The sequence below is a fragment of the Marinobacter sp. bablab_jr003 genome, from assembly GCF_016464245.1.
Classification (GTDB): domain Bacteria; phylum Pseudomonadota; class Gammaproteobacteria; order Pseudomonadales; family Oleiphilaceae; genus Marinobacter; species Marinobacter vinifirmus.
Genome location: NZ_JADARC010000097.1, coordinates 108,969 through 130,335 on the forward strand (window position 1 = coordinate 108,969; position 21,367 = coordinate 130,335).

A 21,367-nucleotide genomic window follows, 5' to 3' on the forward strand; every position below is an offset into this window, starting at 1 on the left:
TTAAACTCGCCTCCAAACCGACCCGCGGTTTGTATCGCGGCAGCCGGCCACCATGTGATCTTTGGTATAGATCACCGCTGAGAAACCACAGGAGAGCATCATGCCCGTTATTACTCTGCCCGATGGCAGCCACCGTAGTTTTGCCGAACCCGTAACCGTTCACGACGTTGCCGCCGATATTGGTGCAGGCCTGGCGAAAGCCGCCCTGGCCGGAAAGGTGAATGGCAAGCTGGTCGACACCAGTTTCCTGATCGAGAACGATACCGAGCTGGCCATCGTAACGGAACGTGATGAAGACGGCGTGGATGTTATCCGCCATTCCACCGCTCACCTGATGGCGATGGCCGTACAGGAGCTGTTCCCGGGCGCCCAGGTGACCATCGGCCCGGTAATCGAAAACGGCTTCTATTACGACTTCAAATACGAGCGCCCGTTCACCAACGAAGACCTGGCGCGTATCGAAAAGCGCATGGAAGAGCTGGCCAAGCAGGATCTGCCGGTATCCCGTTCTGTGATGTCCCGGGAAGACGCGGTCAAGCTGTTTGAGAAAATGGGCGAAGAATACAAGGTGCGCATCATCGAGGATATTCCCGGTGAAGAGGACCTGTCGTTCTACAGTCAGGGCGACTTTATTGACCTGTGCCGGGGCCCCCATGTGCCCAGCACCGGCAAACTGAAGGCCTTCAAGCTGACCAAGGTTGCCGGCGCATTCTGGCGTGGTGACCAGAATAACGAGCAACTGCAGCGGATTTACGGTACCGCCTGGGGCAACAAGAAAGAGCTCAAGGCCTACCTGAACCGGCTGGAAGAAGCCGAGAAGCGGGACCACCGCAAGATCGGCAAGAAACTGGGCCTGTTCCACATGCAGGAAGAAGCTCCGGGTATGGTGTTCTGGCACCCGGATGGCTGGTCCCTGTACCAGGAGATCGAGCAGTACATGCGGGCCAAGCAGCACCAGCATGGCTACCAGGAAATCAAGACTCCGCAGGTGGTGTCCCGTACCCTGTGGGAGAAATCCGGGCATTGGGACAAGTTCAAGGACGGCATGTTTACCACCGAGTCCGAGAAACACGACTATGCCATCAAGCCCATGAACTGCCCCTGCCACGTGCAGGTGTTCAACCAGGGCCTGAAGAGCTACAAGGATTTACCGCTGCGCCTGGCGGAATTCGGTTCCTGCCACCGGAATGAAGCTTCCGGTGCGCTGCACGGCCTGATGCGGGTGCGTGGATTTACCCAGGATGATGCGCATATCTTCTGCGAAGAAGATGCGATCCAGCAGGAAGTATCGGCATTTATCGAAATGCTGCACGAAGTCTATGCAGACTTCGGCTTTAACGAGATTCTGTACAAACTGTCTACCCGCCCGGAAAAGCGCGTAGGTTCCGATGAAGTCTGGGACAAGGCCGAGGCCGCCCTGGAAGAAGCCCTGAATCGCGAAGGCGTTGACTGGGAATTGTTGCCGGGTGAGGGTGCTTTCTACGGGCCCAAGATCGAGTTCTCCCTGAAAGATTGTCTCGGCCGGGTGTGGCAGTGTGGTACCATTCAGGTCGATTTCTCCATGCCGGGTCGCCTTGGCGCCCAGTATGTGGCCGATAATTCCGAGCGGAAAACGCCGGTTATGCTGCACCGGGCGGTGCTCGGGTCTTTTGAGCGGTTTATCGGTATACTGATCGAAGAATACGAAGGGGCTTTCCCCACCTGGCTGGCACCAACGCAGGTTGCGATCCTGAATATCACCGATAATCAGCGTGACTACTGTCAGAAACTGGCCGAAAAGTTGGATTCTTTGGGATATCGGGTTAATGCTGACTTGAGAAACGAGAAGATCGGCTTTAAAATCCGCGAGCATACTCTTAACAAGGTTCCCTATCTTGTCGTTGCAGGCGACAAGGAAATCGAAAACAACGCCGTTGCCGTACGTACTCGCAAAGGTGAAGATCTGGGAACCTTATCGCTCGAAGCGTTTGAACAGCTGCTGGCTGACGACATTCAACGCAAGGGCAGAACCAAGACGGAGAACTGATTATTAAACAGCGAACGAATCGGGGTGGGCGCACTCCTAAAGCGCCTATCAATGAGAATATTGACGCAACTGAAGTCCGCCTGATCGATGCCGAAGGCAACCAGGTAGGTGTTGTAGCAATCGAGGAAGCCCTCCGGATGGCGGAGGAGGCAACCCTGGATTTGGTACAGGTTACGGATTCCGATCCGATCGTCTGTAAGATAATGGATTACGGCAAGAAGATCTTCGACGAGAAAAAGGCGAAGGCTGCTGCCAAGAAGAAACAGAAACAGACGCAAGTCAAAGAGCTTAAGTTCCGTCCAGGAACTGAAGAAGGGGATTATCAGGTAAAACTACGCAACCTGGTACGTTTCCTTGAGAACGGGGATCGCGGCAAAATCACGATTCGGTTTCGCGGCCGTGAGATGGCACACCAGGAACTTGGTATGAAGCTCATGGGCCGGATTGAAGCCGATATCGAAGAGATTGCAACGGTTGAAATGCGGCCGAAAATGGAAGGCCGTCAGATGACCATGATCGTGGCTCCCCGCAAAAAGAAGTGAACCTGATCCTCTGACGGGTCCCCCGCATTGGCGGGGGATTTGTCGTTCAGGGACACAATTTGTTTTATTTAAAAATAGAATGCGGAGTTTTAAAAATGCCGAAGATGAAAACCAAGAGCGGAGCTACCAAGCGGTTCAAAAAGACCGCCACTGGCTTCAAGCACAAGCAGTCCTTCACCAGCCACATCCTGACCAAGAAGAGCCCGAAGCGTAAGCGTCAGCTGCGCGGCACCAAGCTCATCGCCAAGTCAGATGTTGCATCTATCAAGCGCATGACCGCGTGCTGATCCAGCCGCGCGAAACGTTCCTTAGAAAGTAAAGGTAGAAGGATTATAGTATGGCTCGTGTAAAGCGTGGCGTGGTAGCACGTCGTCGTCACAAGAAGATTCTCAAGCAGGCCAAGGGTTACTACGGCGCTCGTAGTCGTGTATTCCGCGTTGCCAAGCAGGCGGTTATCAAGGCTGGTCAGTATGCCTACCGTGACCGTCGCAACCGTAAGCGCGCATTCCGTGCACTGTGGATTGCCCGTATCAACGCTGGCGCCCGTGCAAACGGTCTGTCTTACAGCCGTCTGATCGCTGGCTTGAAGAAAGCGAATGTTGAAATCGATCGTAAGGTTCTGGCTGACCTGGCCATGAACGAGCAGCAGGCGTTTGCCGCTGTTGTTGAGAAGGCCAAAGCGTCCCTGTGATCGCTTAAGCTCTTTCATCGATGACTGATCGATCCGGGTGCTTCATGTCATCGTGAATGCACCCTCTGATAGGGGAAGGGCACGCTCTTCCCCTATTTTTGTTTTAACCTACCCCATTTCTGGTTTGGAGCAGGGTCAATGGAAAACCTGGAGCAATTGGTTCAGGACGGGTTGAGCGCCGTTGAAAAGGCAGACAACCTGCAGGCACTTGATCAAATTCGCGTGGAATACCTCGGCAAGAAAGGCGTAATTACCCAGCAGGCAAAGACCCTGGGCAAGCTCTCGGCAGAGGAACGCCCTGCGGCCGGTCAGAAGATCAACGAAGCCAAGGGGCAGGTTGAACAGGCCATCAATGCCCGCCGTGCGGATCTCGAGAAGGCGGCCATCGAGGCCAGGCTGGCCAGCGAATCCATTGATGTTACCCTGCCGGGCCGTGGCCAGGACCTGGGTGGGCTGCACCCGGTAACCCGCACCCTGCAGCGTATTGAAGAGATTTTTGCCCGCGCCGGTTACAGCGTGGAGCAAGGGCCCGAGATCGAAGACGATTACCACAACTTCGAGGCCCTGAATATTCCCGGGCACCACCCGGCCCGCGCCATGCACGATACCTTCTACTTCAATCCCGGTACCCTGCTGCGCACCCATACCTCTCCGGTCCAGATCCGTACCATGGAAGCCGGCAAGCCGCCGTTCCGTATGATCTGCCCGGGCCGCGTTTACCGCTGCGATTCCGACATGACCCACACCCCCATGTTCCACCAGGTGGAGGGGTTGCTGGTTGAGAAGAACGTCAGCTTTGCGGATCTCAAAAGCACGGTGGAAGAATTCCTGCGGGTGTTCTTCGAGCGTGACCTGAAAGTACGTTTCCGTCCGTCTTATTTCCCGTTCACCGAGCCATCCGCCGAGGTGGATATCGAGTGGGGCCGGGAAGCAGACGGCAGCATCAAGTGGCTGGAAGTCATGGGCTGCGGCATGGTGCACCCGAAAGTGTTCGAGCATTGCGGCATTGATGCCGAAGAATATCGTGGCTTTGCCTTTGGCCTGGGCGTAGAGCGCCTGGCCATGCTTCGCTACGGCGTGAAAGACCTGCGCATGTTCTTCGAAAACGACCTGCGTTTCCTGCGCCAGTTCCGGTAAGCCCCAGGGCAGAACGGCGTACGCAGAGCTCAGAATCAACCGCACAAATCGCATCAGGACAAGGCAAGAACGATGAAATTCAGTGAACAGTGGCTGCGCGAATGGGTTAATCCGAATCTGGGATCCCAGGAATTTATGGACCAGATCACTATGGCCGGGCTGGAAGTGGACGGCTTCGAACCGGTGGCTGGCGAATTCACCGGCGTGGTGGTTGGCGAGGTGATCTCCGCTGAACCCCATCCGGATGCTGACAAGCTGCGCGTGTGCCAGGTGAGCGATGGTACCAACACCGTGCAGGTTGTTTGTGGTGCGCCCAATGTGCGTGCCGGCCTGAAAGTGCCGTTCGCGGTTGTCGGCGCGGTGTTGCCTGGCAACTTCAAGATCAAGAAGGCCAAGCTGCGCGGCCAGCCTTCCGAAGGCATGCTCTGTTCCGAGTCCGAGCTTGCGTTGTCCGAGAATCATGATGGCCTGATGGAGTTGCCTGCCGACGCCCCTGTGGGGCAGGCCGTGGCGGATTACCTCAAGCTGAACGACATCACCATCGATGTAGATCTCACCCCGAACCGCAGTGACTGCCTGTCCATCAAAGGCCTGGCTCGTGAAGTGGGTGTTCTGAACAGCCTGCTGGTGAACGCGCCGGCTATCGAGCCGGTTGAAGCCGTGCATTCAGAGGTTCCTGACATTCGTGTGGAAGCTCCCGCCGGCTGTCCCCGCTATCTGGGCCGAGTACTGCGCAACGTGAACCTGCAGGCGGAACCCCCGCTGTGGATGCAGGAAAAGCTGCGTCGTTCCGGTATCCGTTCCATTGACGCGGCGGTGGATGTCACCAACTACGTCATGCTGGAACTTGGTCAGCCCATGCACGCGTTCGATCGCGAAGAGATCCAGGGCGGCATTGTGGTGCGCATGGCAAAGCCGGCTGAAAAGCTGGTGTTGCTGGATGGCCAGGAAGTGGAACTGACTGAAAACACCCTGGTGATTGCCGATCACGAGAAGCCGGTGGCCATTGCCGGCGTGATGGGTGGCGAGCACTCTGGTGTGAGCGCCAAGACCCGGGACCTGGTGCTGGAGTCTGCCTATTTCGACCCGATTACCCTGGCCGGTAAGGCGCGCGAGTATGGCCTGCATACCGATGCTTCCCACCGCTTCGAACGTGGCGTCGACTACGAGCTGGCCCGGGATGCCATGGAGCGGGCTACCAGCCTGCTGATGGAGATTGTCGGTGGTGAGCCCGGCGAAATTGTTGAAGTGTACAGCGACGAACACCTGCCCAAGGCGCGCACCATTGACCTGCGAGAGCAGCGCCTGGCGGATGTGCTGGGCCTGGCGATCGACCGGACCACGGTTGAAGAAATCCTGACACGCCTTGGCCTGCGTACCGACAAGCTGTTGAAAGATGGCTGGCGCATCAGCGTACCCAGCTTCCGCCCGGATATTTCTATCGAGGAAGACCTGATCGAGGAAGTGGGCCGGATCTATGGTTACAACAACCTGCCGGTTACCGAGCCGACCGGTTCCCTGGGTCTTCGTGCTCGGGAAGAAGCGGTTCGCCCGCTGTCTGCTATCCGCAATTTCTTTGTGGCGCAGGGTTACCAGGAAGCCGTGACCTACAGCTTCGTAGACCCGAAGGTTCAGCAGCTGCTGGACCCCGAGCGTGAGGGCATCGCCCTGGCGAACCCGATCTCCGCCGATCTTTCAGTGATGCGCACCACCCTGTGGAGCGGCCTGCTGAAGACGGTTGCCCATAACCAGAACCGTCAGCAGCCACGGATTCGCCTGTTCGAGACTGGTCTGCGTTTCGAACAGAATGGTGATGGCATCGATCAGCAGCCGATGCTGGCCGGTGTCGTGGTTGGTAACCAGGTGCCGGAAAACTGGGTAAACGGTCGCAGAACCGCCGACTTCTTTGATGTAAAAGGGGAGTTGGAGAGCCTGTTCAACGTGCTGGGTATCGAGATTCAGTTCCTCGCCAGCCAGCACCCGGCTCTGCACCCGGGCCAGACCGCCGAATTGCTGCGCGACGGTGAGCATGTGGGCTGGTTGGGTACATTGCACCCGCAAGTGCAGAAAAATCTTGAACTTAATGGCACGATCCTGATGTTTGAGCTATTCTTGAATTCGATCGTTACCGGATATGTGCCTAATTTCAAAGATATTTCGAAATTCCCGGAAGTTCGTCGGGATTTGGCTATTATTATCGGGAGCGATGTGGCGTTTGCTCAGGTTGAAGAAATCGCCCGCAAGCATGCCGGCGAGCACCTGACAGCGATGCGTGTGTTTGATGTCTACGAAGGCGAAAGCCTGGGCGAAGGCAACCGCAGCCTGGCGGTCAGCCTGTTCTGGCAGCATCCGGAGCGCACGCTCAACGAAGACGAAGTGCATTCGCTCTTCAACGGGGTCATCGACGCCCTGAAGGAAGAGTTGGGGGCAACACTGAGGAGTTGACAGATGGCGGCTTTGACGAAAGCGGACATGGCGGAACGTTTGTATGAGGAATTGGGTCTTAACAAACGGGAAGCCAAGGAAATGGTGGAAGCTTTCTTCGACGAGATCAGGGGCGCACTCAGCCACAACGAGCAGGTGAAGTTGTCGGGATTCGGCAACTTCGACCTCAGGGACAAGAAGCAGCGGCCGGGACGGAACCCGAAAACGGGTGAGGAAATCCCTATCAGTGCCAGGCGTGTCGTGACTTTCCGGCCAGGCCAGAAACTCAAGCAAAAAGTAGAAACGTATGCTGGAACCGAGTCATAACAACGAACTCCCCGCCATTCCGGGGAAGCGCTATTTCACCATCGGTGAAGTAGCCGATCTGTGTGCGGTGAAGGCCCATGTACTGCGGTACTGGGAGCAGGAATTCCCGCAGCTGTCGCCGGTGAAACGCCGGGGCAACCGCCGTTACTATCAGCGGGCAGACGTTATCACCATTCGCCAGATTCGCAGCCTGCTATACGATCAGGGCTACACCATTGGCGGTGCCAAGCAGAAACTCAGCAGCAGTGAGGTGAAAGACGATACCTCCCAGTACAAGCAGCTGATCCGCCAGATGATTACCGAACTGGAAGAAGTACTGGATGTGCTGAATTCGCCGGCGTCCTGAGGCGAATATCCCGCAGCAAGGTACTGTAACGAAAAGGCCGTGGCATTTTGCCCCGGCCTTTTTGCGTTAAGGCTGAGCCAGGACTTACTTCTTCTTGCAGGTTTTGATGCCGAAGATAGGGGCCAGGTTGGCCTGGCCCGCGGCAAGATTGAGCTGACCGGCTTGAAGAAGCGTTCAGCGACGGCCTGACAGGCCGTGAAGCAGCCGGGCCAGTTGCTCGGCGGATTGCTCCAGGTTGGCCTCAGCCTGCTGGTAGGCTTGTTGGAGGTCCATTGGGGCAGGTGTGATCGAGAAGGCAGCGGTCAGGCCGAGCTGGTGTAGCTCCCCCAGTTCCGCGCCCAATTTGCCGGCCAGGCCGATCACCGGTATACCGTGTTTGCTGGCAAGGCCGGCCACGCCGGCCGGTGTTTTGCCGTAGGCGCTCTGGGCGTCGATGGCCCCTTCGGCCGTGATCACCAGGTCTGCACCTTTCACATGGCTTTCCAGTTCGACGGTTTCCATCACCAGCTCGATGCCCGGGCGCAACTGTGCGCCAAGTATTCCGGCCACCATACCGCCAATACCGCCGGCCGCACCGCTGCCCGGAAAACTCGCGATATCAAAGCCCTGCTGTTGCACCAGCCCGGCAAAGTGCCCCAGGTTGGAATCCAGCTGCACAACCTGTTGGGCATTGGCGCCTTTCTGGGGCCCGAAAACGGCGGCAGCGCCGTTAGGGCCGAGCAGGGGATTATTCACATCGCAAGCGACGACCAGACGCACTCCGGACAGGCGATCAATAGCAGGTTTAAGGTCTACACTGGCCAGTTGCTCCAGGCCGGTTCCGCCGGCAGGAATGTCCTGGCCCCGGGCGTCCAGCAGCCGGGCGCCCATTGCCTGAAGAATTCCTGCACCGCCGTCGGTGGTGGCGCTGCCACCTAGCCCCATGATCAGGGTTTTCGGCCGGTGAGCCAGCGCGGCAAGCAGCAGCTCTCCGGTGCCCTGGCTGGAGGCGGTCAGGGTATCCCTGGCGTTGGCGGGCACACAATGCAGGCCGCTACCTTCAGCCACCTCCACAATCGCCGTCTCACCATCATTCACCAGCCCGTAGCGGGCAGTCACCGGCTGTCCGAGCGGGCCGGTTACCGTCACCTCATGCAGTTCTCCCATACGGGCCTCGGTGAGTGCAACGGTAGTACCCTCACCGCCATCGGCCAGCGGTACTTCAGTAATCTGGTCCTCCGGCGCCGCCCGGCGCCAGCCGCGGGCGATGGCACTGGCTACCTGTTCGGCAGCCAGGCATTCCTTGAAAGAGTCCGGGGCGATGACGATGCGCATGTTACAAAGCCACCAGGGATGTCAGCCAGACTGCGGTAATGGTCACAAGGCCCATAATCAGGGTGGCTGTCGTGTGGGATTTATAGGCCGTGGCCACGTTCATTTTGCTGAACTGGGAGACTACCCAGAAGTAGCTGTCGTTAGCGTGGGACACCGTCATTGCGCCGGCACCAACGGCCATAACTGTGAGTACCCGGCCCATATCCGAATCCAGCCCCAGCTGAGGAAGCAACGGTGCGACCAGGGCAGACGCTGTAACCAGTGCGACCGTGGACGAACCCTGGGCTGACTTCAGGGCGGCAGCAACAATAAACGGCATCACAACACCAAGGCCAAGCGTTGAAAGGGTATCACCCAGATACTCGCCAAGCGGTGTGGCGGCGAGAACTGCACCAAAGGCACCGCCTGCACCTGTGATCAGGATGATCGGCGCGGCCACTTCCAGGCCTTTACTGGTGTGACGTCCAAACTCTTCCAGCTTGCCTTTGCCTTGTAGCAGAGTCAGCGCGAAGCCTAGGCCAATCAGCAAGGCGTTCAGGGGTTTGCCCAGGAAGTTCAGTGTCTCGTACAGCAGGCCGTCCCCCAGCGGAGCCGTGGGATAGCTTGCGACCGAGCCCAGGCAGATCAGGAGGATCGGGATAAAGATCGGAGCAAAGGCTTTGCCGGCGGAAGGCAGTTCACCGTAGTGCTGCTTTGCTTCCTCGAAGGCTTCCTCTGCCTGTTCCAGTTCGGTGCTGCTCAGGTTTTTACATCGTGAAGCCCAGAACAGGCCTGCCATCGCGGCGATGATGGCGAAAACCAGGCCAACACCGATGACCATGCCGAGGTTGTCCTCCAGCCCGAGGTTGCCCGCTGCAGCGATAGGGCCGGGGGTGGGGGGTACCAGCGTATGGGTTGCGAACAGGCCGGTAGACAGGGCAACGGTCATCGAGACCGGGGATACGCTCAGGGAGCGGGCCATGGAGCGCTTCAGGCTGTTAAGAATGACATAGCCGGAGTCGCAGAAGACCGGTATGGAAACAATAAACCCGACCAGTGACATGGTGAGGGTAGGAAACTTCTGGCCCAGGATCTTGATAATGGTTTCGGCCATCACGATGGCTGCGCCAGTGCGTTCGAGGATAACGCCGATAATTGTGCCCAGCACGATCACCAGGCCAATGTAGCCCAGAATGTTGCCGAAGCCGGCACGGATGGTTTTCTCGATATCTGCGAGTGGTAAACCAAACGCGAAGGCAGCCAGGAAGGATGCCAGTAACAGGGTGATAAACGGATTCAGTTTCAGTCGGCTGGTGGCGAACACAATGAAAATTATGATCGCGACCAGGATCAGTACCAGATGCATCGGCAATCTCCAGAATAGGGCCGGGTTAATATCCTACTAATCAGGTTGGTTATTCGGCGCCAAGTTTAAAGTCAAACATGGCTCTGCGCACCCCCGCTTTGTGGGATTTCCGTAAACGGGACTCTTTAATCCTATAACCCCCGATCCTTCACATTCTCCATCACCGCAAATGAACTGGTCTGCAGCACATGGGGCAGGCTGGAGATCTGCTCGCCCAGTACCTGGCGGTATTCGGCCATGTTCTTTGTTCTTACCTTCAGCAGGTAGTCGAAGTTGGCGGCCATCATGTGACATTGCTCGACCGCAGAGATCTGTTTGACCGCAGCGTTGAACGCCGCGAGGGCTTTGCTGGACGTGTCGTTGAGGGTTACCTGGGCGAAGGCGACGTGGGACTGGCCCAGCTTGGTCTGGTTCACCATGGCGCTGTAGCCGGTGATATAGCCCTGGTCTTCGAGCCGGCGCATGCGCACCTGGCAAGGGGTTTTCGACAAGCCCACCCGCGAGGCCAGCTCGGTGACGGTGATCCGCCCGTTTTTCTGGAGTTCCCGGATGATGGAAAGGTCGATCCTGTCGAGATCTGACATGGCTGCTATCCTTGAAGGAGGTGGCTGGCTTTCATTGGTTTGGTGAATATGGCTGACTTTAATGAATTTGTGGGCGAAGCGGTAATTTTTAACGTATCAAAAAAGGAAATTATCTCGGTGTTTCGCGCTGTATTAGGTAAATAGCATATTCCCCGTTGGCTACAATGCGGTCAGCAATCAAAATAATCAGGAGGTACATCCATGAGTCTGCAGCAATCCGTGTCCCCCGGGCTTCAGGACATTCGCCAGGCCATCCGCAATAACTACCTGGCGGATGAATATGAAGTGATTCACCAGCTGATTGAGCAGGCTCAGCTGTCTGATGAAACCCGCAAGGCCATTTCAGCCCGGGCAGCGGATCTGGTGCGGGATGTGCGTGATAACGCCAAGCCCACCATCATGGAAAAGTTCCTGGCTGAATACGGCCTGACCACCAAAGAGGGCGTGGCCCTGATGTGCCTGGCCGAGGCGCTGTTGCGGGTGCCGGATAACCTCACTATCCAGGATCTGATCGAAGACAAGATCACTTCTGGTAACTGGGGCGCCCACGTGGGTAAAGCCAAGTCCGGCCTGATCAACTCGGCCACGCTGGCCCTTCTGATGACCAGCAACCTGCTGAAAGACTCCGAGCGCCAGAGCGTGGGTGACACCCTGCGCAAGATGGTGAAGCGCCTGGGTGAACCGGTGGTGCGCACCGCCGCTGGCCAGGCCATGAAAGAAATGGGCCGGCAGTTTGTGTTGGGCCGTACCATTGAAGAAGCCCAGGATCGCGGCAAATCCCAGGAAGAGCAGGGCTACACCTATTCCTATGACATGCTGGGCGAAGCGGCCCGCACCGATGCCGATGCCGAGCGTTACTTCAACGCCTATTCCGATGCCATCGACAGCATCAGCAAGCGCTGTGAAGGCGATGTGCGCACCAATCCCGGTATTTCCGTAAAACTGTCTGCCTTGCTGGCCCGTTACGAATACGGCCAGAAAGAACGGGTGATGACCGAACTGGTCCCCCGCGCCCTGACACTCGCCAAAAAAGCCGCCGCGGCCAATATGGGCTTCAACATCGATGCCGAAGAGCAGGACCGCCTGGACCTGTCTCTGGACGTGATCGAAGCTATCCTCTCAGACGAAGAACTCAAAGGTTGGGACGGCTTTGGCGTGGTGGTCCAGGCCTTCGCCAAGCGGGCTTCCCAGACCCTTGACTGGCTGTATGCCCTGTCTGAAAAACTCGACCGCCGCATCATGGTGCGACTGGTAAAAGGCGCCTACTGGGATGCCGAGATCAAGCGGGCCCAGGTGATGGGCCTGGACGGCTTCCCGGTGTTTACCCGCAAGGCCTGCAGTGACGTGTCTTACCTGGCCTGCGCCCGCCAGTTGCTGGGCATGACTGATCGGATTTACCCGCAGTTTGCTACCCACAACGCCCACTCGGTGTCTGCGGTATTGGAACTGGCGAAAGACCTGGGCCGGGACAAGTTTGAGTTCCAGCGCCTGCACGGTATGGGTGAATCGCTGCACGACCAGGTACTGGAAGACAGCAAGGTGCCGTGCCGTATCTACGCTCCGGTTGGTGCCCACAAAGACCTGCTGGCGTACCTGGTGCGCCGCCTGCTGGAAAACGGGGCCAACAGCTCCTTTGTAAACCAGATTGTCGACACCAGCATTACGCCGGAAGAGATCGCCAAAGACCCGATCGACGTGGTGATGCAGCTGGGCCATGACATTTCCAGCAAGGCCATTGTGCCGCCGGCGAAGATCTTCGGTGACCAGCGCCGTAACTCTAAGGGCTGGGACATTACCGATCCGGTGACGGTGGCGGAAATTGACGCCGGCCGTAACCGGTACAAATCCCATCAGTGGCAGGGCGGCCCGGTGCTGGCGGTGGAATCCACCAGTGATGAAGTGGTGGAAGTGCGTAACCCGGCCGATCCGGATGACCTGGTGGGCCATATTACCTACACCTCCGAAGCCGACATCCATGCGGCCATGGACGCCGCCCGGGACGGCTTCAGCCAGTGGTCGGCAGTGCCGGCGGAGCAGCGGGCCGAGATGATCCGCAAAGTCGGTGATTTGTACGAAGAGAATGTGCACGAGCTGTTTGCGCTGACCACCCGTGAAGCCGGTAAATCCCTGCTTGATGCGGTGGCGGAAATTCGCGAAGCCGTCGACTTTGCCATGTACTACGCCAACGAAGGCATCCGCTACAAGGACGATGGCCAGGCCCGGGGTGTGATGTGCTGTATCTCGCCATGGAACTTCCCGCTGGCTATCTTCACCGGCCAGATCCTGGCGAACCTTGCTGCCGGTAACGCGGTGCTGGCCAAGCCGGCGGAACAGACCTCGCTGCTGGCCGTTCGTGCGGTGGAACTGATGCACCAGGCGGGTATTCCGAAAGCCGCCGTGCAGTTGCTGCCGGGCACCGGTGCAACCGTGGGCTCAGCGCTGACCTCAGACGCCCGGGTAACCGGCGTGTGTTTCACCGGCTCTACCGCCACGGCACAGCGCATCAACAAGGCCATGGCAGAAAAAATGGCGCCGGATGCCCCGCTGGTGGCAGAAACCGGTGGCCTGAATGCCATGATTGTGGATTCCACGGCGCTGCCCGAGCAGGTGGTGCGGGATGTACTGGCTTCGTCATTCCAGAGTGCCGGCCAGCGCTGTTCCGCCCTGCGTATGCTCTACGTGCAGGAAGACATCGCCGAGAACCTGCTGGAAATGCTCTACGGTGCTATGGAAGAGTTGGGCGTTGGCGACCCGTGGCTGCTGTCTACAGACGTGGGCCCGGTGATCGACGAGGACGCCCGCACGAAAATTGCCGATCATTGCGATAAATTTGAGCAGCAGGGCAAGTTGCTGAAGAAAATGTCGGTGCCTGAGAAGGGCCGGTTTGTGTCGCCTGCAGTGCTCAAGGTTAGCGGCATCGAGGAAATGGAAGAGGAAATCTTCGGCCCGGTGCTGCATGTGGCCACCTTCGCCGCGAAGGATATCGACAAGGTGATCGATGCTGTGAACGCCAAGGGCTACGGCCTGACGTTTGGTATCCATAGCCGTGTTGATCGCCGCATTGAGCACATTTCCAGTCGTATCAAGGTGGGCAACACCTACGTTAACCGTAACCAGATCGGCGCCATCGTGGGCTCCCAGCCGTTCGGCGGCGAAGGCCTGTCCGGTACCGGCCCGAAAGCCGGTGGCCCGCAGTATGTGCGCCGGTTCATCAAAGGCGAGGTGGTTGAAAAGGCGGCCCCTGCCGATGCCAAATCGGTTACGGCCAGCAAGGTGCAGAAGCTGATCGACCAGCTGGCGAAGGTAGATGCTCCGGTCGCAGAAGGCCGGCAGCAGGCGCTCAAGCCGTACTTTGGCGACCTGCCCGCACCGCTGGATGTAGGCTACGAGGAAATGCCGGGGCCGACTGGCGAGCAGAACCATCTGTCCTGCCATGCCCGTGGTGTTGTGCTTTGTCTTGGGCCGGATGCGGAATCTGCGATAGAGCAGGCGGGCACTGCGTTGTCCCAGGGCAACAAGGTGGTTGTGATTGCGCCGGGTGTTGAAAAGCTGCTGGCTGACGCCATCAAAGCCGGCCTGCCGGTGGCCGCGGTAGACGGCCTGCTGGAGCCCGACGCGCTGCTTCAGCTCAACGGTTATGAAGGGGTTACCAGCGTGGCTGAAAAGCCGCTGCTGAAGCAGTACCGCCAGGCCCTGGCCAAGCGCGATGGTGCCTTGCTGCCGATCATCACGGAGCACAAGCTGGACCAGCGCTACGTGATTGAACGCCACCTGTGTATCGACACCACCGCCGCCGGCGGCAACGCCAGCCTGATCGCCTCAGCCGAATAAGCTGGCGTCAACCCCGGGGTCAGACCCGGGGTCTGACCCCGGGGTTGAAAGGCCTGAGATGACAGGCTTGATCATTAAGGCCAGCTTCCGAAAGGGGCTGGCCTTTCTTTATTTGGGTGCGGATTTCACCCCCACTTGCCGGCCGCGTTAAGATAGTCGCCTAACCATCCGCCAGGCCCAGCAGGACGACCCCTTGCCTTCATTCTTAAGCCCCGACGCTGACCGAAACTTCTTTGCCGTCTGCCTCTCGCTCACCTTCTGCTTTGTAGTGTATTCCATGCTGATTGTGGCGGTGCCGGTTTACGGCTTGCAGTTGGGCGCTTCGCCGCTGGTACTGGGTGCGGTGCTCAGTACCCAGTATTTGCTGCCGTTGTTGCTGGCGATTCCCCTCGGGGGCGTGGTTACCCGTTACGGTGGCCGTGCCACATTGATCGCCGGCGGAGTGTTGATGGTGGCGGGGCTGTTGTCCATGCACTTCTGGTATGGCTTTGGCGGCCTTGTGCTGGGCCAGTTGCTGGTGGGGCTGGCGCACCTGCAGATGGTGCTGTCCGCCCAGACCATTATTTCCAACCTGGGCACCGGGCCCACGCTGGAGAAGTATTTCGGCTGGTATTCCACATGGCTGTCCGGAGGGCAGGTGGTGGGCCCCTTGCTGGCCGGGGCACTGCTGGCAAGCGAAACCGGCCGGGGGAATGTCTTTCTGGTGATGGCGCTGTTTGCGGTGCTGGCAGCTCTGTCTGGATTACTACTCACCGGCCAGGCCCGGGAGCGGATGGCGATCACCCGAAAGCAGGCGGGCTTCCGGGCCCAGTGGGCGTTAATGAAGGCTAACCGGGGCGTCCAGCTGTCGGTGCTGGTTACTGTGCTCGGGATGTTTGCCCTGGGGGTGTATGGCAGCTACCTGCCGGTTTACCTGGAAAGCCTGGCCATGACGCCGGTGGTGATTGGTGTACTGGTCAGCCTGCGGGCCGGTGTGTCCATGCTGATCCGGCCCTTTATGGCGCGCATGATTGCCTTGGCGGGCGGGCGCGAGAATACGGTGTTGCTGTCTCTGGGAACCCTCGCCGCAGGCATTGGCCTGCTGGGCCTATTCGAACACATGGTTTTACTGGGGCTGCTGGCGGTGCTGGTGGGCATTGGGTCCGGCCTCACCCAGCCACTCTCGATGGTTATCCTGGCCGAAAGCGTAGAGCGGGAAAAGCGCTCCGGTGCGCTCGGTATGCGCCTGATGGCCAATCGCGCCATTCACTTCCTGGCGCCGCTGATGTTCGGCGCCTTGCTGGAGTTGGGCGGATTTGCCCTGGCTTTCGGGCTGTCCGGCGCACTGATCGCGGTTGCCCTGCAGCAAATGCGCAGATTGTTCGACACGGGGTCAGACCCCGCCCTTTGATGCCTTGATCAGACAAACTGAATAAGCTTTGCTGAATTCTCCGTTTTCATTCCGGGCTTGTTGTTCCTATAGTCATCCTTCAACCTGGATGCCCACAAAAAAGGACTGAACAACATGTCTCTGAAGCTTCAAACTATTATCTGCAGTACCCGCCCGGGCCGTAAGGGGCCGTCTGTTGCTGAATGGTTCAACAGCCATGCCAATGAGCAGGGCGGTTTTGAAAGTGAGCTGGTGGACCTGGCGGATTTCAATCTCCCCGTCTTCGACGAGCCCAACCACCCGCGCATGCAGAAATATGAGCATGCCCACACCAAGGCGTGGTCTGAAAGCGTGGCCAGGGCCGACGCCTATGTATTTGTCATTCCCGAGTACAACTACTGCCCACCTCCTTCATTCGTGAATGCACTGAACTATCTCTACAACGAGTGGAACTACAAGCCGTGCGGCTTTGTAAGCTACGGTGGCGTGTCTGGTGGTTTGCGCTCGGCCCAGAACGCCAAGCAGCTGGTAACCACCCTGAAGATGATGCCGATGGTGGAAGGCGTGATGGTGCAGATGCCATGGGAGCACATGGATGATGCCGGTAAGTTTCAGCCGGCGCAGCCCCATTCCGAGTCCGCAACGGTGATGCTCGAAGAAATGGCCAAGTGGGCGCAGGCCCTGAAGGCGATGCGGTGAGCAGGGTGAACCTGTTTTACCTGTCCCACGGTGGCGGCCCCATGCCGCTGCTGGGGGATCCCGGGCATCGTCAGATGGTAGAAAGCCTGCAAGCTGCTGCGAAGCGGTTGCCCAGACCGTCTGCCATTCTTGTGGTGAGCGCCCATTGGGAGGAAGGGGTGCCCACGCTCACCTCCGGTGCTAATCCGCCACTGATTTACGACTACTACGGGTTCCCGGAGGAGTCTTACAGTATTGAATACCCCTGCCCGGGGGAGCCGGTGTTGGCGGATAAGGTGCGGGCAGCTCTGGAACAGGCGGGCATAGACTCGAAGCTGGATGGCGAGCGTGGCTTTGACCACGGCCTGTTCGTGCCCCTGAAATTGATGTACCCCGAGGCTGATATACCCTGCGTGCAGCTGTCGCTGGTGAACTCTCTGGATGCCAGGGCGCACCTGGCGATTGGTCAGGCCTTGGCGGATCTGGACTACGACAATCTGCTGGTAATCGGCTCAGGGTTCTCATTCCATAACATGCGGGCGTTCTTTGATCGCTCCGATACCGAAGCGGATACGAAAAACGCGCAGTTTCAGGACTGGCTGGCGGAGACGTTTGCCGGTGCGGACCTGACTGAAGCCGAGCGTACCGAACGTCTGGCCCGTTGGGACGAAGCGCCCTTTGCGCGCTACTGCCATCCGAGGGAGGAGCACTTGTTGCCTCTGCACGTGTGCTACGGCATGGCCGGGCGAGCTTCAGATGACGTGGAACCGGTAACGGTGCTGGGGAAGGATTCCCGGATGTTCTACTGGTTTGCGAGCTGAATACTCTGTCCTGAAATCCGAGAACCAGAAACAACAAAGCCCGGACCTTTCGGCCCGGGCTTTGTTGTAGGGAATTCTGGTCGGGACGGTAGGATTTGAACCTACGACCCCCTGCACCCCATGCAGGTGCGCTACCAAGCTGCGCTACGCCCCGTAAACTGCTGTCCACCAAGAAAAGAGGTTTATCTCAGTGGCTTAGCGGGAGCGAAGTCTACACCAGCCCACGGTAAAAATAAACAGGGGGCTGGCGATTTTCTTCGCGGAATTACCGGAGCTTGGTTTCCCGCAGTTTCAGGATGAATTCCGGCGGTTCGAAGGTGTCGGGCCGGGCCTCGTCCCAGTATTTGTCGAAAACGGTCAGGCCGGTTTTGCCTTCCAGCAGGGCGCCGGGTTCCAGGAAGGGGAAGAGGTCCAGGTAGCTGTGTACCTCGGTTTTGGAAACCCGACGAACAATATGTTCCGGCCCCAGTTCAGACGGGTGCTTCAGGCCGGAGGCTTCCAGCAGGTTCTGCAGGGCATCCAGGGTGTTGTTGTGGAAGTTGTACACCCGCTCGCTCTTCAGTGGGACATCCAGTTTGTTACCCCGGCGGGGGTCCTGTGTCGCAACGCCGGAAGGGCATCGGCCGGTGTGGCAATTCAGGGCCTGGATGCAACCCAGGGCGAACATATAGCCCCGTGCCGCGTTACACCAGTCGGCGCCCAGGGCCAGGGTGCGGGCAATGTTGAACGCAGACGTGATCTTGCCGGCGGCACCAATGGCGATATCTTCCCGCAGGTTGGCGCCAACCAGTGTGTTATGAACCAGCAGCAGGGCTTCGGTCAGCGGCATACCCAGCCGGTTGATGAATTCCAGCGGTGCGGCACCGGTACCACCTTCACCACCATCTACCACAATAAAATCCGGTTTCTTGCCGGTTGCCAGCATGGCTTTGACGATGGCAAACCATTCCCATGGATGGCCGATCGCCAGCTTGAAGCCCACCGGTTTGCCGCCGGAGAGTTCCCGCAACTGGTCCAGGAATTCCAACAGCTCAACCGGGTTGGAAAAGGCGGAATGGCTGGCCGGTGATATGCAGTCTTCCCCCATTTGAACGCCACGGGCTTCGGCGATTTCCCGGGTGACTTTTTCACCGGGCAAAATACCTCCGTGGCCGGGTTTTGCCCCCTGAGATAGTTTGACCTCTATCATTTTCACCTGGTCCAGCGTGGCGTTCTGCCGGAACATGTCCGGGTTGAAGCTGCCGTCCGGATTGCGGCAGCCAAAGTAGCCTGAACCTATCTCCCAGACCAGGTCACCACCGGGTTCCCGGTGGTAGCGGGATATCGAGCCTTCGCCGGTGTCGTGGTAGAAGCCGCCTTTGCGGGCTCCGGCGTTCAGGCTGAGGATGGCATTGGCGGACAGGGAGCCAAAACTCATGGCGGAAATGTTGAACACACTGGCGCTGTAGGGTTTCGCGCAGTTTCTGCCAATCACAATGCGGAAGTCGCTGTTATCCAGCCGCGTCGGGGTGAGGGAGTGGTTCATCCACTCGAAGCCTTCCTCGTACATGCTTAGCTGGGAGCCGAAAGGGCGCTTGTCCAGAACCTGCTTGGCGCGCTGGTAAGCGATGGTGCGCTGTTCCCGGGAGAAGGGGCGCTCCTCGGTGTCGGACTGGATAAAGTACTGGCGGATTTCTGGCCCCACAGATTCGAACAGGTAGCGGAAGTTCGCCATGATCGGATAATTGCGGCTCACCGTATGACTGCGCTGCAGTAGGTCCCAGGTGCCCAGGGCGGTCAGCGCCGCGAAGATCACCGGTATGAGGTACCAGCCGCCAAGCCACAGGGTAACAGGCAGGGAGATGATCAGCCCGGCAATGCTGATGGCGTAGGCGGAATAACGTACTGGGAAGGTGGTGGTTTTCGCCATAGTGACCTCTGGAGGACGAACGGATGTGTGAAGCCTGCAGCTACAAAACCTATCTTACGGAAACCTTGCCGGGTTGGAACCGCTGATTGTGAAAGTTTTCAGGCACTTCCTGAACGTTTGTCTATGCTTATGGTTGGTGGCGTGATCGTTTTGCTGCTTTGATATTTTGAGTTCAAAGTAATAAGATGACGCGCCTGTAACGTTTGAATATCCATTCATGCGTCTGAATATAGAACTGTCAAAAATCACACCAGAATCAGGAGGCTCCAACGTGGGCGAGGTAGTGAAAGACGAGTATCAGACGGACTACGTCGCAGGCCAGGATAATATCAGTCCGTTTGGCCTGGACCTGCATAACTGGGTGTTCCCGGTAACAGCAGTCATTGTAGTTCTGTTTGTTATAGCCACTCTGCTGTTTCCGGCTATGGCCAAGGAAACGCTCGATGGTGCAAAGTGGGGAATTATTGCCAGTTTTGACTGGTTTTTCCTGCTAAGTGCCAACATCTTCGTGATTGTCAGCCTGGCGCTGATCTTCATGCCGGTGGGCAAAATCCGCCTGGGTGGCCAGGATGCCAAGCCGGAATTTACCACTTTGTCCTGGTTTGCCATGCTGTTCGCGGCGGGTATGGGTATCGGCCTGATGTTCTGGGCCGTCGCCGAGCCGGTTGCCTACTACACGGGCTGGTACGAAACGCCGTTCAATGTCGAGGCGAACACTCCCGCAGCCCGCGACCTGGCGATGGGTTCAACCATCTACCACTGGGGCCTTCACCCCTGGGCAATCTACGCCATTGTGGCTTTGTCCCTGGCCTTCTTCGCCTTTAACAAGAACATGCCACTGACCATCCGCTCGGCGTTCTTCCCGTTGCTGAAAGACCGCGTATGGGGTTGGCCGGGGCACATCATTGATGTGCTGGCGGTTGTAGCGACCATCTTCGGCCTGGCAACCTCCCTTGGCTTCGGTGCCCAGCAGGCAGCCTCCGGCCTGGATTACCTGTTCGGCCTGGGTTCCGGAACCAACGTGCAGATGGCGATCATTGTGGGCGTTACCGCAGTGGCCCTGGTCTCGGTTCTCCGCGGCCTGGACGGCGGTGTGAAGGTGCTGAGTAACATCAACATGATGACGGCTGGCGTACTGCTGTTCTTCATCCTGTTCGCCGGCCCCACCATGACCATCCTGGAAACGATCTGGGTAACGTCCTCCAGCTATGTGGCCAATGTGGTGCCCCTGAGCAACCCGTTCGGCCGTGAAGATTCCGCCTGGATGCAGGGCTGGACTGTGTTCTACTGGGCCTGGTGGATTTCCTGGTCACCGTTCGTAGGTATGTTTATTGCCCGTGTCTCCAAGGGCCGTACCGTGCGTGAGTTTGTGACTGCTGTGCTGATTATTCCCACCGTGATCACTACCGTGTGGATGAGCGGCTTTGGCGGCACCGCGCTGGAGCAGATCCAGCAAGGCGTTGGCGTGCTGGCAGAGAACGGGCTGACTGAAGTGTCCCTGGCCACCTTCCAGATGTTTGAAGGCCTGCCGCTGACCGGCATTATCTCCTTCGTCGGGATTATCCTGGTGCTGGTGTTCTTCGTAACCTCATCGGATTCCGGTTCGCTGGTTATCGACAGCATCACTGCTGGCGGTAAAACCGATGCACCCACTGCACAGCGCGTGTTCTGGGTGGTTATGGAGGGTGCCATTGCCGCGGCGCTGATCTTTGGCGGCGGTGATGATGCGCTTGGCGCCATTCAGGCCGTGGCCATCAGTGCGGGCTTGCCGTTTACGGTGATCCTGCTGATCATGACCTGGGGCTTGCTCAAGGGCCTCACCCATGAGCGGAAACTGTTGCTTCAGCGGGGCGAATTGCTCTGATCAGCTGAAGTAACGGAATAAAAAAGGTTCATCGCGGGTTAGCGTGAAAAAGTAGGAGACGGCGGTAAAACCGGTTAGTTTTGAGTTCGCCAAAACAACAAACCTGACCGACTCACCGCCGTCCCTATGAATGCTAATCCTCTTGCCCTGTTCTGGGAA

General features: G+C 58.2%; 17 protein-coding genes and 1 tRNA gene. 13 read left to right on the top strand and 5 right to left on the bottom strand.

Annotated features, from left to right (window positions below; translation table 11 throughout):
* The first annotated feature begins 100 nt into the window (after positions 1-100).
* From thrS to H3Z84_RS09325, 8 genes are all read left to right on the top strand, one after another.
* Positions 101-2,026 (top strand): threonine--tRNA ligase, encoded by a 1,926-nt coding sequence (gene thrS, locus H3Z84_RS09290; protein WP_199457264.1) that lies wholly within the window; start codon positions 101-103, stop codon positions 2,024-2,026.
* A complete protein-coding gene (gene infC / locus H3Z84_RS09295; RefSeq protein ID WP_081697581.1) occupies positions 2,023-2,568 on the top strand; it encodes a translation initiation factor IF-3 in 546 nt (181 codons plus the stop codon). The genes thrS and infC overlap by 4 nt, the downstream gene beginning before the upstream one ends.
* Before the next feature lie 95 nt (positions 2,569-2,663).
* Entirely contained in the window at positions 2,664-2,855 is a 192-nt protein-coding gene (rpmI, locus tag H3Z84_RS09300; protein WP_007151842.1) for a 50S ribosomal protein L35, read from the top strand.
* 50 nt (positions 2,856-2,905) lie between these two features.
* On the top strand, positions 2,906-3,259 hold the full coding sequence (gene rplT / locus H3Z84_RS09305) for a 50S ribosomal protein L20 (protein WP_022989373.1): 354 nt from the start codon (positions 2,906-2,908) through the stop codon (positions 3,257-3,259).
* Positions 3,260-3,397: 138 nt separating this feature from the next.
* On the top strand, positions 3,398-4,396 hold the full coding sequence (gene pheS / locus H3Z84_RS09310) for a phenylalanine--tRNA ligase subunit alpha (protein WP_022989372.1): 999 nt from the start codon (positions 3,398-3,400) through the stop codon (positions 4,394-4,396).
* Positions 4,397-4,468: 72 nt separating this feature from the next.
* Positions 4,469-6,841, top strand: a complete 2,373-nt coding sequence (gene pheT / locus H3Z84_RS09315; RefSeq protein ID WP_199457265.1) for a phenylalanine--tRNA ligase subunit beta — start codon at positions 4,469-4,471, stop codon at positions 6,839-6,841.
* A gap of 3 nt (positions 6,842-6,844) precedes the next feature.
* Complete coding sequence (gene ihfA / locus H3Z84_RS09320; RefSeq protein ID WP_022989370.1) at positions 6,845-7,147, top strand: integration host factor subunit alpha; 303 nt, start codon at positions 6,845-6,847, stop codon at positions 7,145-7,147.
* Positions 7,128-7,493, top strand: coding sequence for a MerR family transcriptional regulator (locus H3Z84_RS09325; protein ID WP_022989369.1), 366 nt, complete (start codon positions 7,128-7,130; stop codon positions 7,491-7,493). Before ihfA ends, H3Z84_RS09325 begins: the two co-directional genes overlap by 20 nt.
* 174 nt (positions 7,494-7,667) lie before the next feature.
* On the opposite strand, the gene H3Z84_RS09330 is transcribed toward H3Z84_RS09325, so the two are convergent.
* The 3 genes from H3Z84_RS09330 to H3Z84_RS09340 all read right to left on the bottom strand — a co-directional run bounded on the left by H3Z84_RS09330 (position 7,668) and on the right by H3Z84_RS09340 (position 10,736).
* A complete protein-coding gene (locus H3Z84_RS09330; protein WP_199457266.1) occupies positions 7,668-8,807 on the bottom strand; it encodes a glycerate kinase in 1,140 nt (379 codons plus the stop codon).
* A 1-nt stretch (position 8,808) separates the two neighbouring features.
* Positions 8,809-10,152 (bottom strand): GntP family permease, encoded by a 1,344-nt coding sequence (locus H3Z84_RS09335; protein WP_199457267.1) that lies wholly within the window; start codon positions 10,150-10,152, stop codon positions 8,809-8,811.
* 131 nt (positions 10,153-10,283) lie between these two features.
* Positions 10,284-10,736, bottom strand: a complete 453-nt coding sequence (locus tag H3Z84_RS09340; protein ID WP_058341183.1) for a winged helix-turn-helix transcriptional regulator — start codon at positions 10,734-10,736, stop codon at positions 10,284-10,286.
* Positions 10,737-10,937: 201 nt separating this feature from the next.
* Here H3Z84_RS09340 and putA point away from each other — a divergent pair, with 201 nt between their 5' ends.
* The 4 genes from putA to H3Z84_RS09360 all read left to right on the top strand — a co-directional run bounded on the left by putA (position 10,938) and on the right by H3Z84_RS09360 (position 17,435).
* Positions 10,938-14,567, top strand: coding sequence for a bifunctional proline dehydrogenase/L-glutamate gamma-semialdehyde dehydrogenase PutA (gene putA, locus H3Z84_RS09345; RefSeq protein ID WP_199457268.1), 3,630 nt, complete (start codon positions 10,938-10,940; stop codon positions 14,565-14,567).
* Positions 14,568-14,760: 193 nt separating this feature from the next.
* A complete protein-coding gene (locus tag H3Z84_RS09350; RefSeq protein ID WP_228285682.1) occupies positions 14,761-15,957 on the top strand; it encodes an MFS transporter in 1,197 nt (398 codons plus the stop codon).
* Between the two features lie 114 nt (positions 15,958-16,071).
* The gene (locus H3Z84_RS09355) at positions 16,072-16,635 is read left to right on the top strand and encodes an NADPH-dependent FMN reductase (RefSeq protein WP_022989361.1); all 564 of its coding nucleotides are present in this window, start codon (positions 16,072-16,074) and stop codon (positions 16,633-16,635) included.
* Positions 16,632-17,435 (top strand): DODA-type extradiol aromatic ring-opening family dioxygenase, encoded by an 804-nt coding sequence (locus H3Z84_RS09360; protein ID WP_199457269.1) that lies wholly within the window; start codon positions 16,632-16,634, stop codon positions 17,433-17,435. The genes H3Z84_RS09355 and H3Z84_RS09360 overlap by 4 nt, the downstream gene beginning before the upstream one ends.
* 77 nt (positions 17,436-17,512) lie before the next feature.
* Here H3Z84_RS09360 and H3Z84_RS09365 read toward each other — a convergent pair.
* A tRNA-Pro gene (locus tag H3Z84_RS09365) sits at positions 17,513-17,589 on the bottom strand.
* Positions 17,590-17,700: 111 nt separating this feature from the next.
* Positions 17,701-19,344, bottom strand: a complete 1,644-nt coding sequence (locus tag H3Z84_RS09370; protein WP_199457270.1) for an FMN-binding glutamate synthase family protein — start codon at positions 19,342-19,344, stop codon at positions 17,701-17,703.
* Positions 19,345-19,615: 271 nt separating this feature from the next.
* Here H3Z84_RS09370 and H3Z84_RS09375 point away from each other — a divergent pair, with 271 nt between their 5' ends.
* On the top strand, positions 19,616-21,208 hold the full coding sequence (locus H3Z84_RS09375; RefSeq protein ID WP_058341186.1) for a BCCT family transporter: 1,593 nt from the start codon (positions 19,616-19,618) through the stop codon (positions 21,206-21,208).
* The last annotated feature ends 159 nt before the right edge of the window (positions 21,209-21,367 follow it).

Bases quoted from the DNA above. Each gene is read 5' to 3' on its own strand.
- thrS (WP_199457264.1), top strand. From the start codon at position 101: ATGCCCGTTATTACTCTGCCCGATGGCAGCCACCGTAGTTTTGCCGAA.
- rpmI (WP_007151842.1), top strand. From the start codon at position 2,664: ATGCCGAAGATGAAAACCAAGAGCGGAGCTACCAAGCGGTTCAAAAAG.
- rplT (WP_022989373.1), top strand. From the start codon at position 2,906: ATGGCTCGTGTAAAGCGTGGCGTGGTAGCACGTCGTCGTCACAAGAAG.
- pheS (WP_022989372.1), top strand. From the start codon at position 3,398: ATGGAAAACCTGGAGCAATTGGTTCAGGACGGGTTGAGCGCCGTTGAA.
- pheT (WP_199457265.1), top strand. From the start codon at position 4,469: ATGAAATTCAGTGAACAGTGGCTGCGCGAATGGGTTAATCCGAATCTG.
- ihfA (WP_022989370.1), top strand. From the start codon at position 6,845: ATGGCGGCTTTGACGAAAGCGGACATGGCGGAACGTTTGTATGAGGAA.
- H3Z84_RS09325 (WP_022989369.1), top strand. From the start codon at position 7,128: ATGCTGGAACCGAGTCATAACAACGAACTCCCCGCCATTCCGGGGAAG.
- H3Z84_RS09330 (WP_199457266.1), bottom strand. From the start codon at position 8,807: ATGCGCATCGTCATCGCCCCGGACTCTTTCAAGGAATGCCTGGCTGCC.
- H3Z84_RS09335 (WP_199457267.1), bottom strand. From the start codon at position 10,152: ATGCATCTGGTACTGATCCTGGTCGCGATCATAATTTTCATTGTGTTC.
- H3Z84_RS09340 (WP_058341183.1), bottom strand. From the start codon at position 10,736: ATGTCAGATCTCGACAGGATCGACCTTTCCATCATCCGGGAACTCCAG.
- putA (WP_199457268.1), top strand. From the start codon at position 10,938: ATGAGTCTGCAGCAATCCGTGTCCCCCGGGCTTCAGGACATTCGCCAG.
- H3Z84_RS09355 (WP_022989361.1), top strand. From the start codon at position 16,072: ATGTCTCTGAAGCTTCAAACTATTATCTGCAGTACCCGCCCGGGCCGT.
- H3Z84_RS09370 (WP_199457270.1), bottom strand. From the start codon at position 19,344: ATGGCGAAAACCACCACCTTCCCAGTACGTTATTCCGCCTACGCCATC.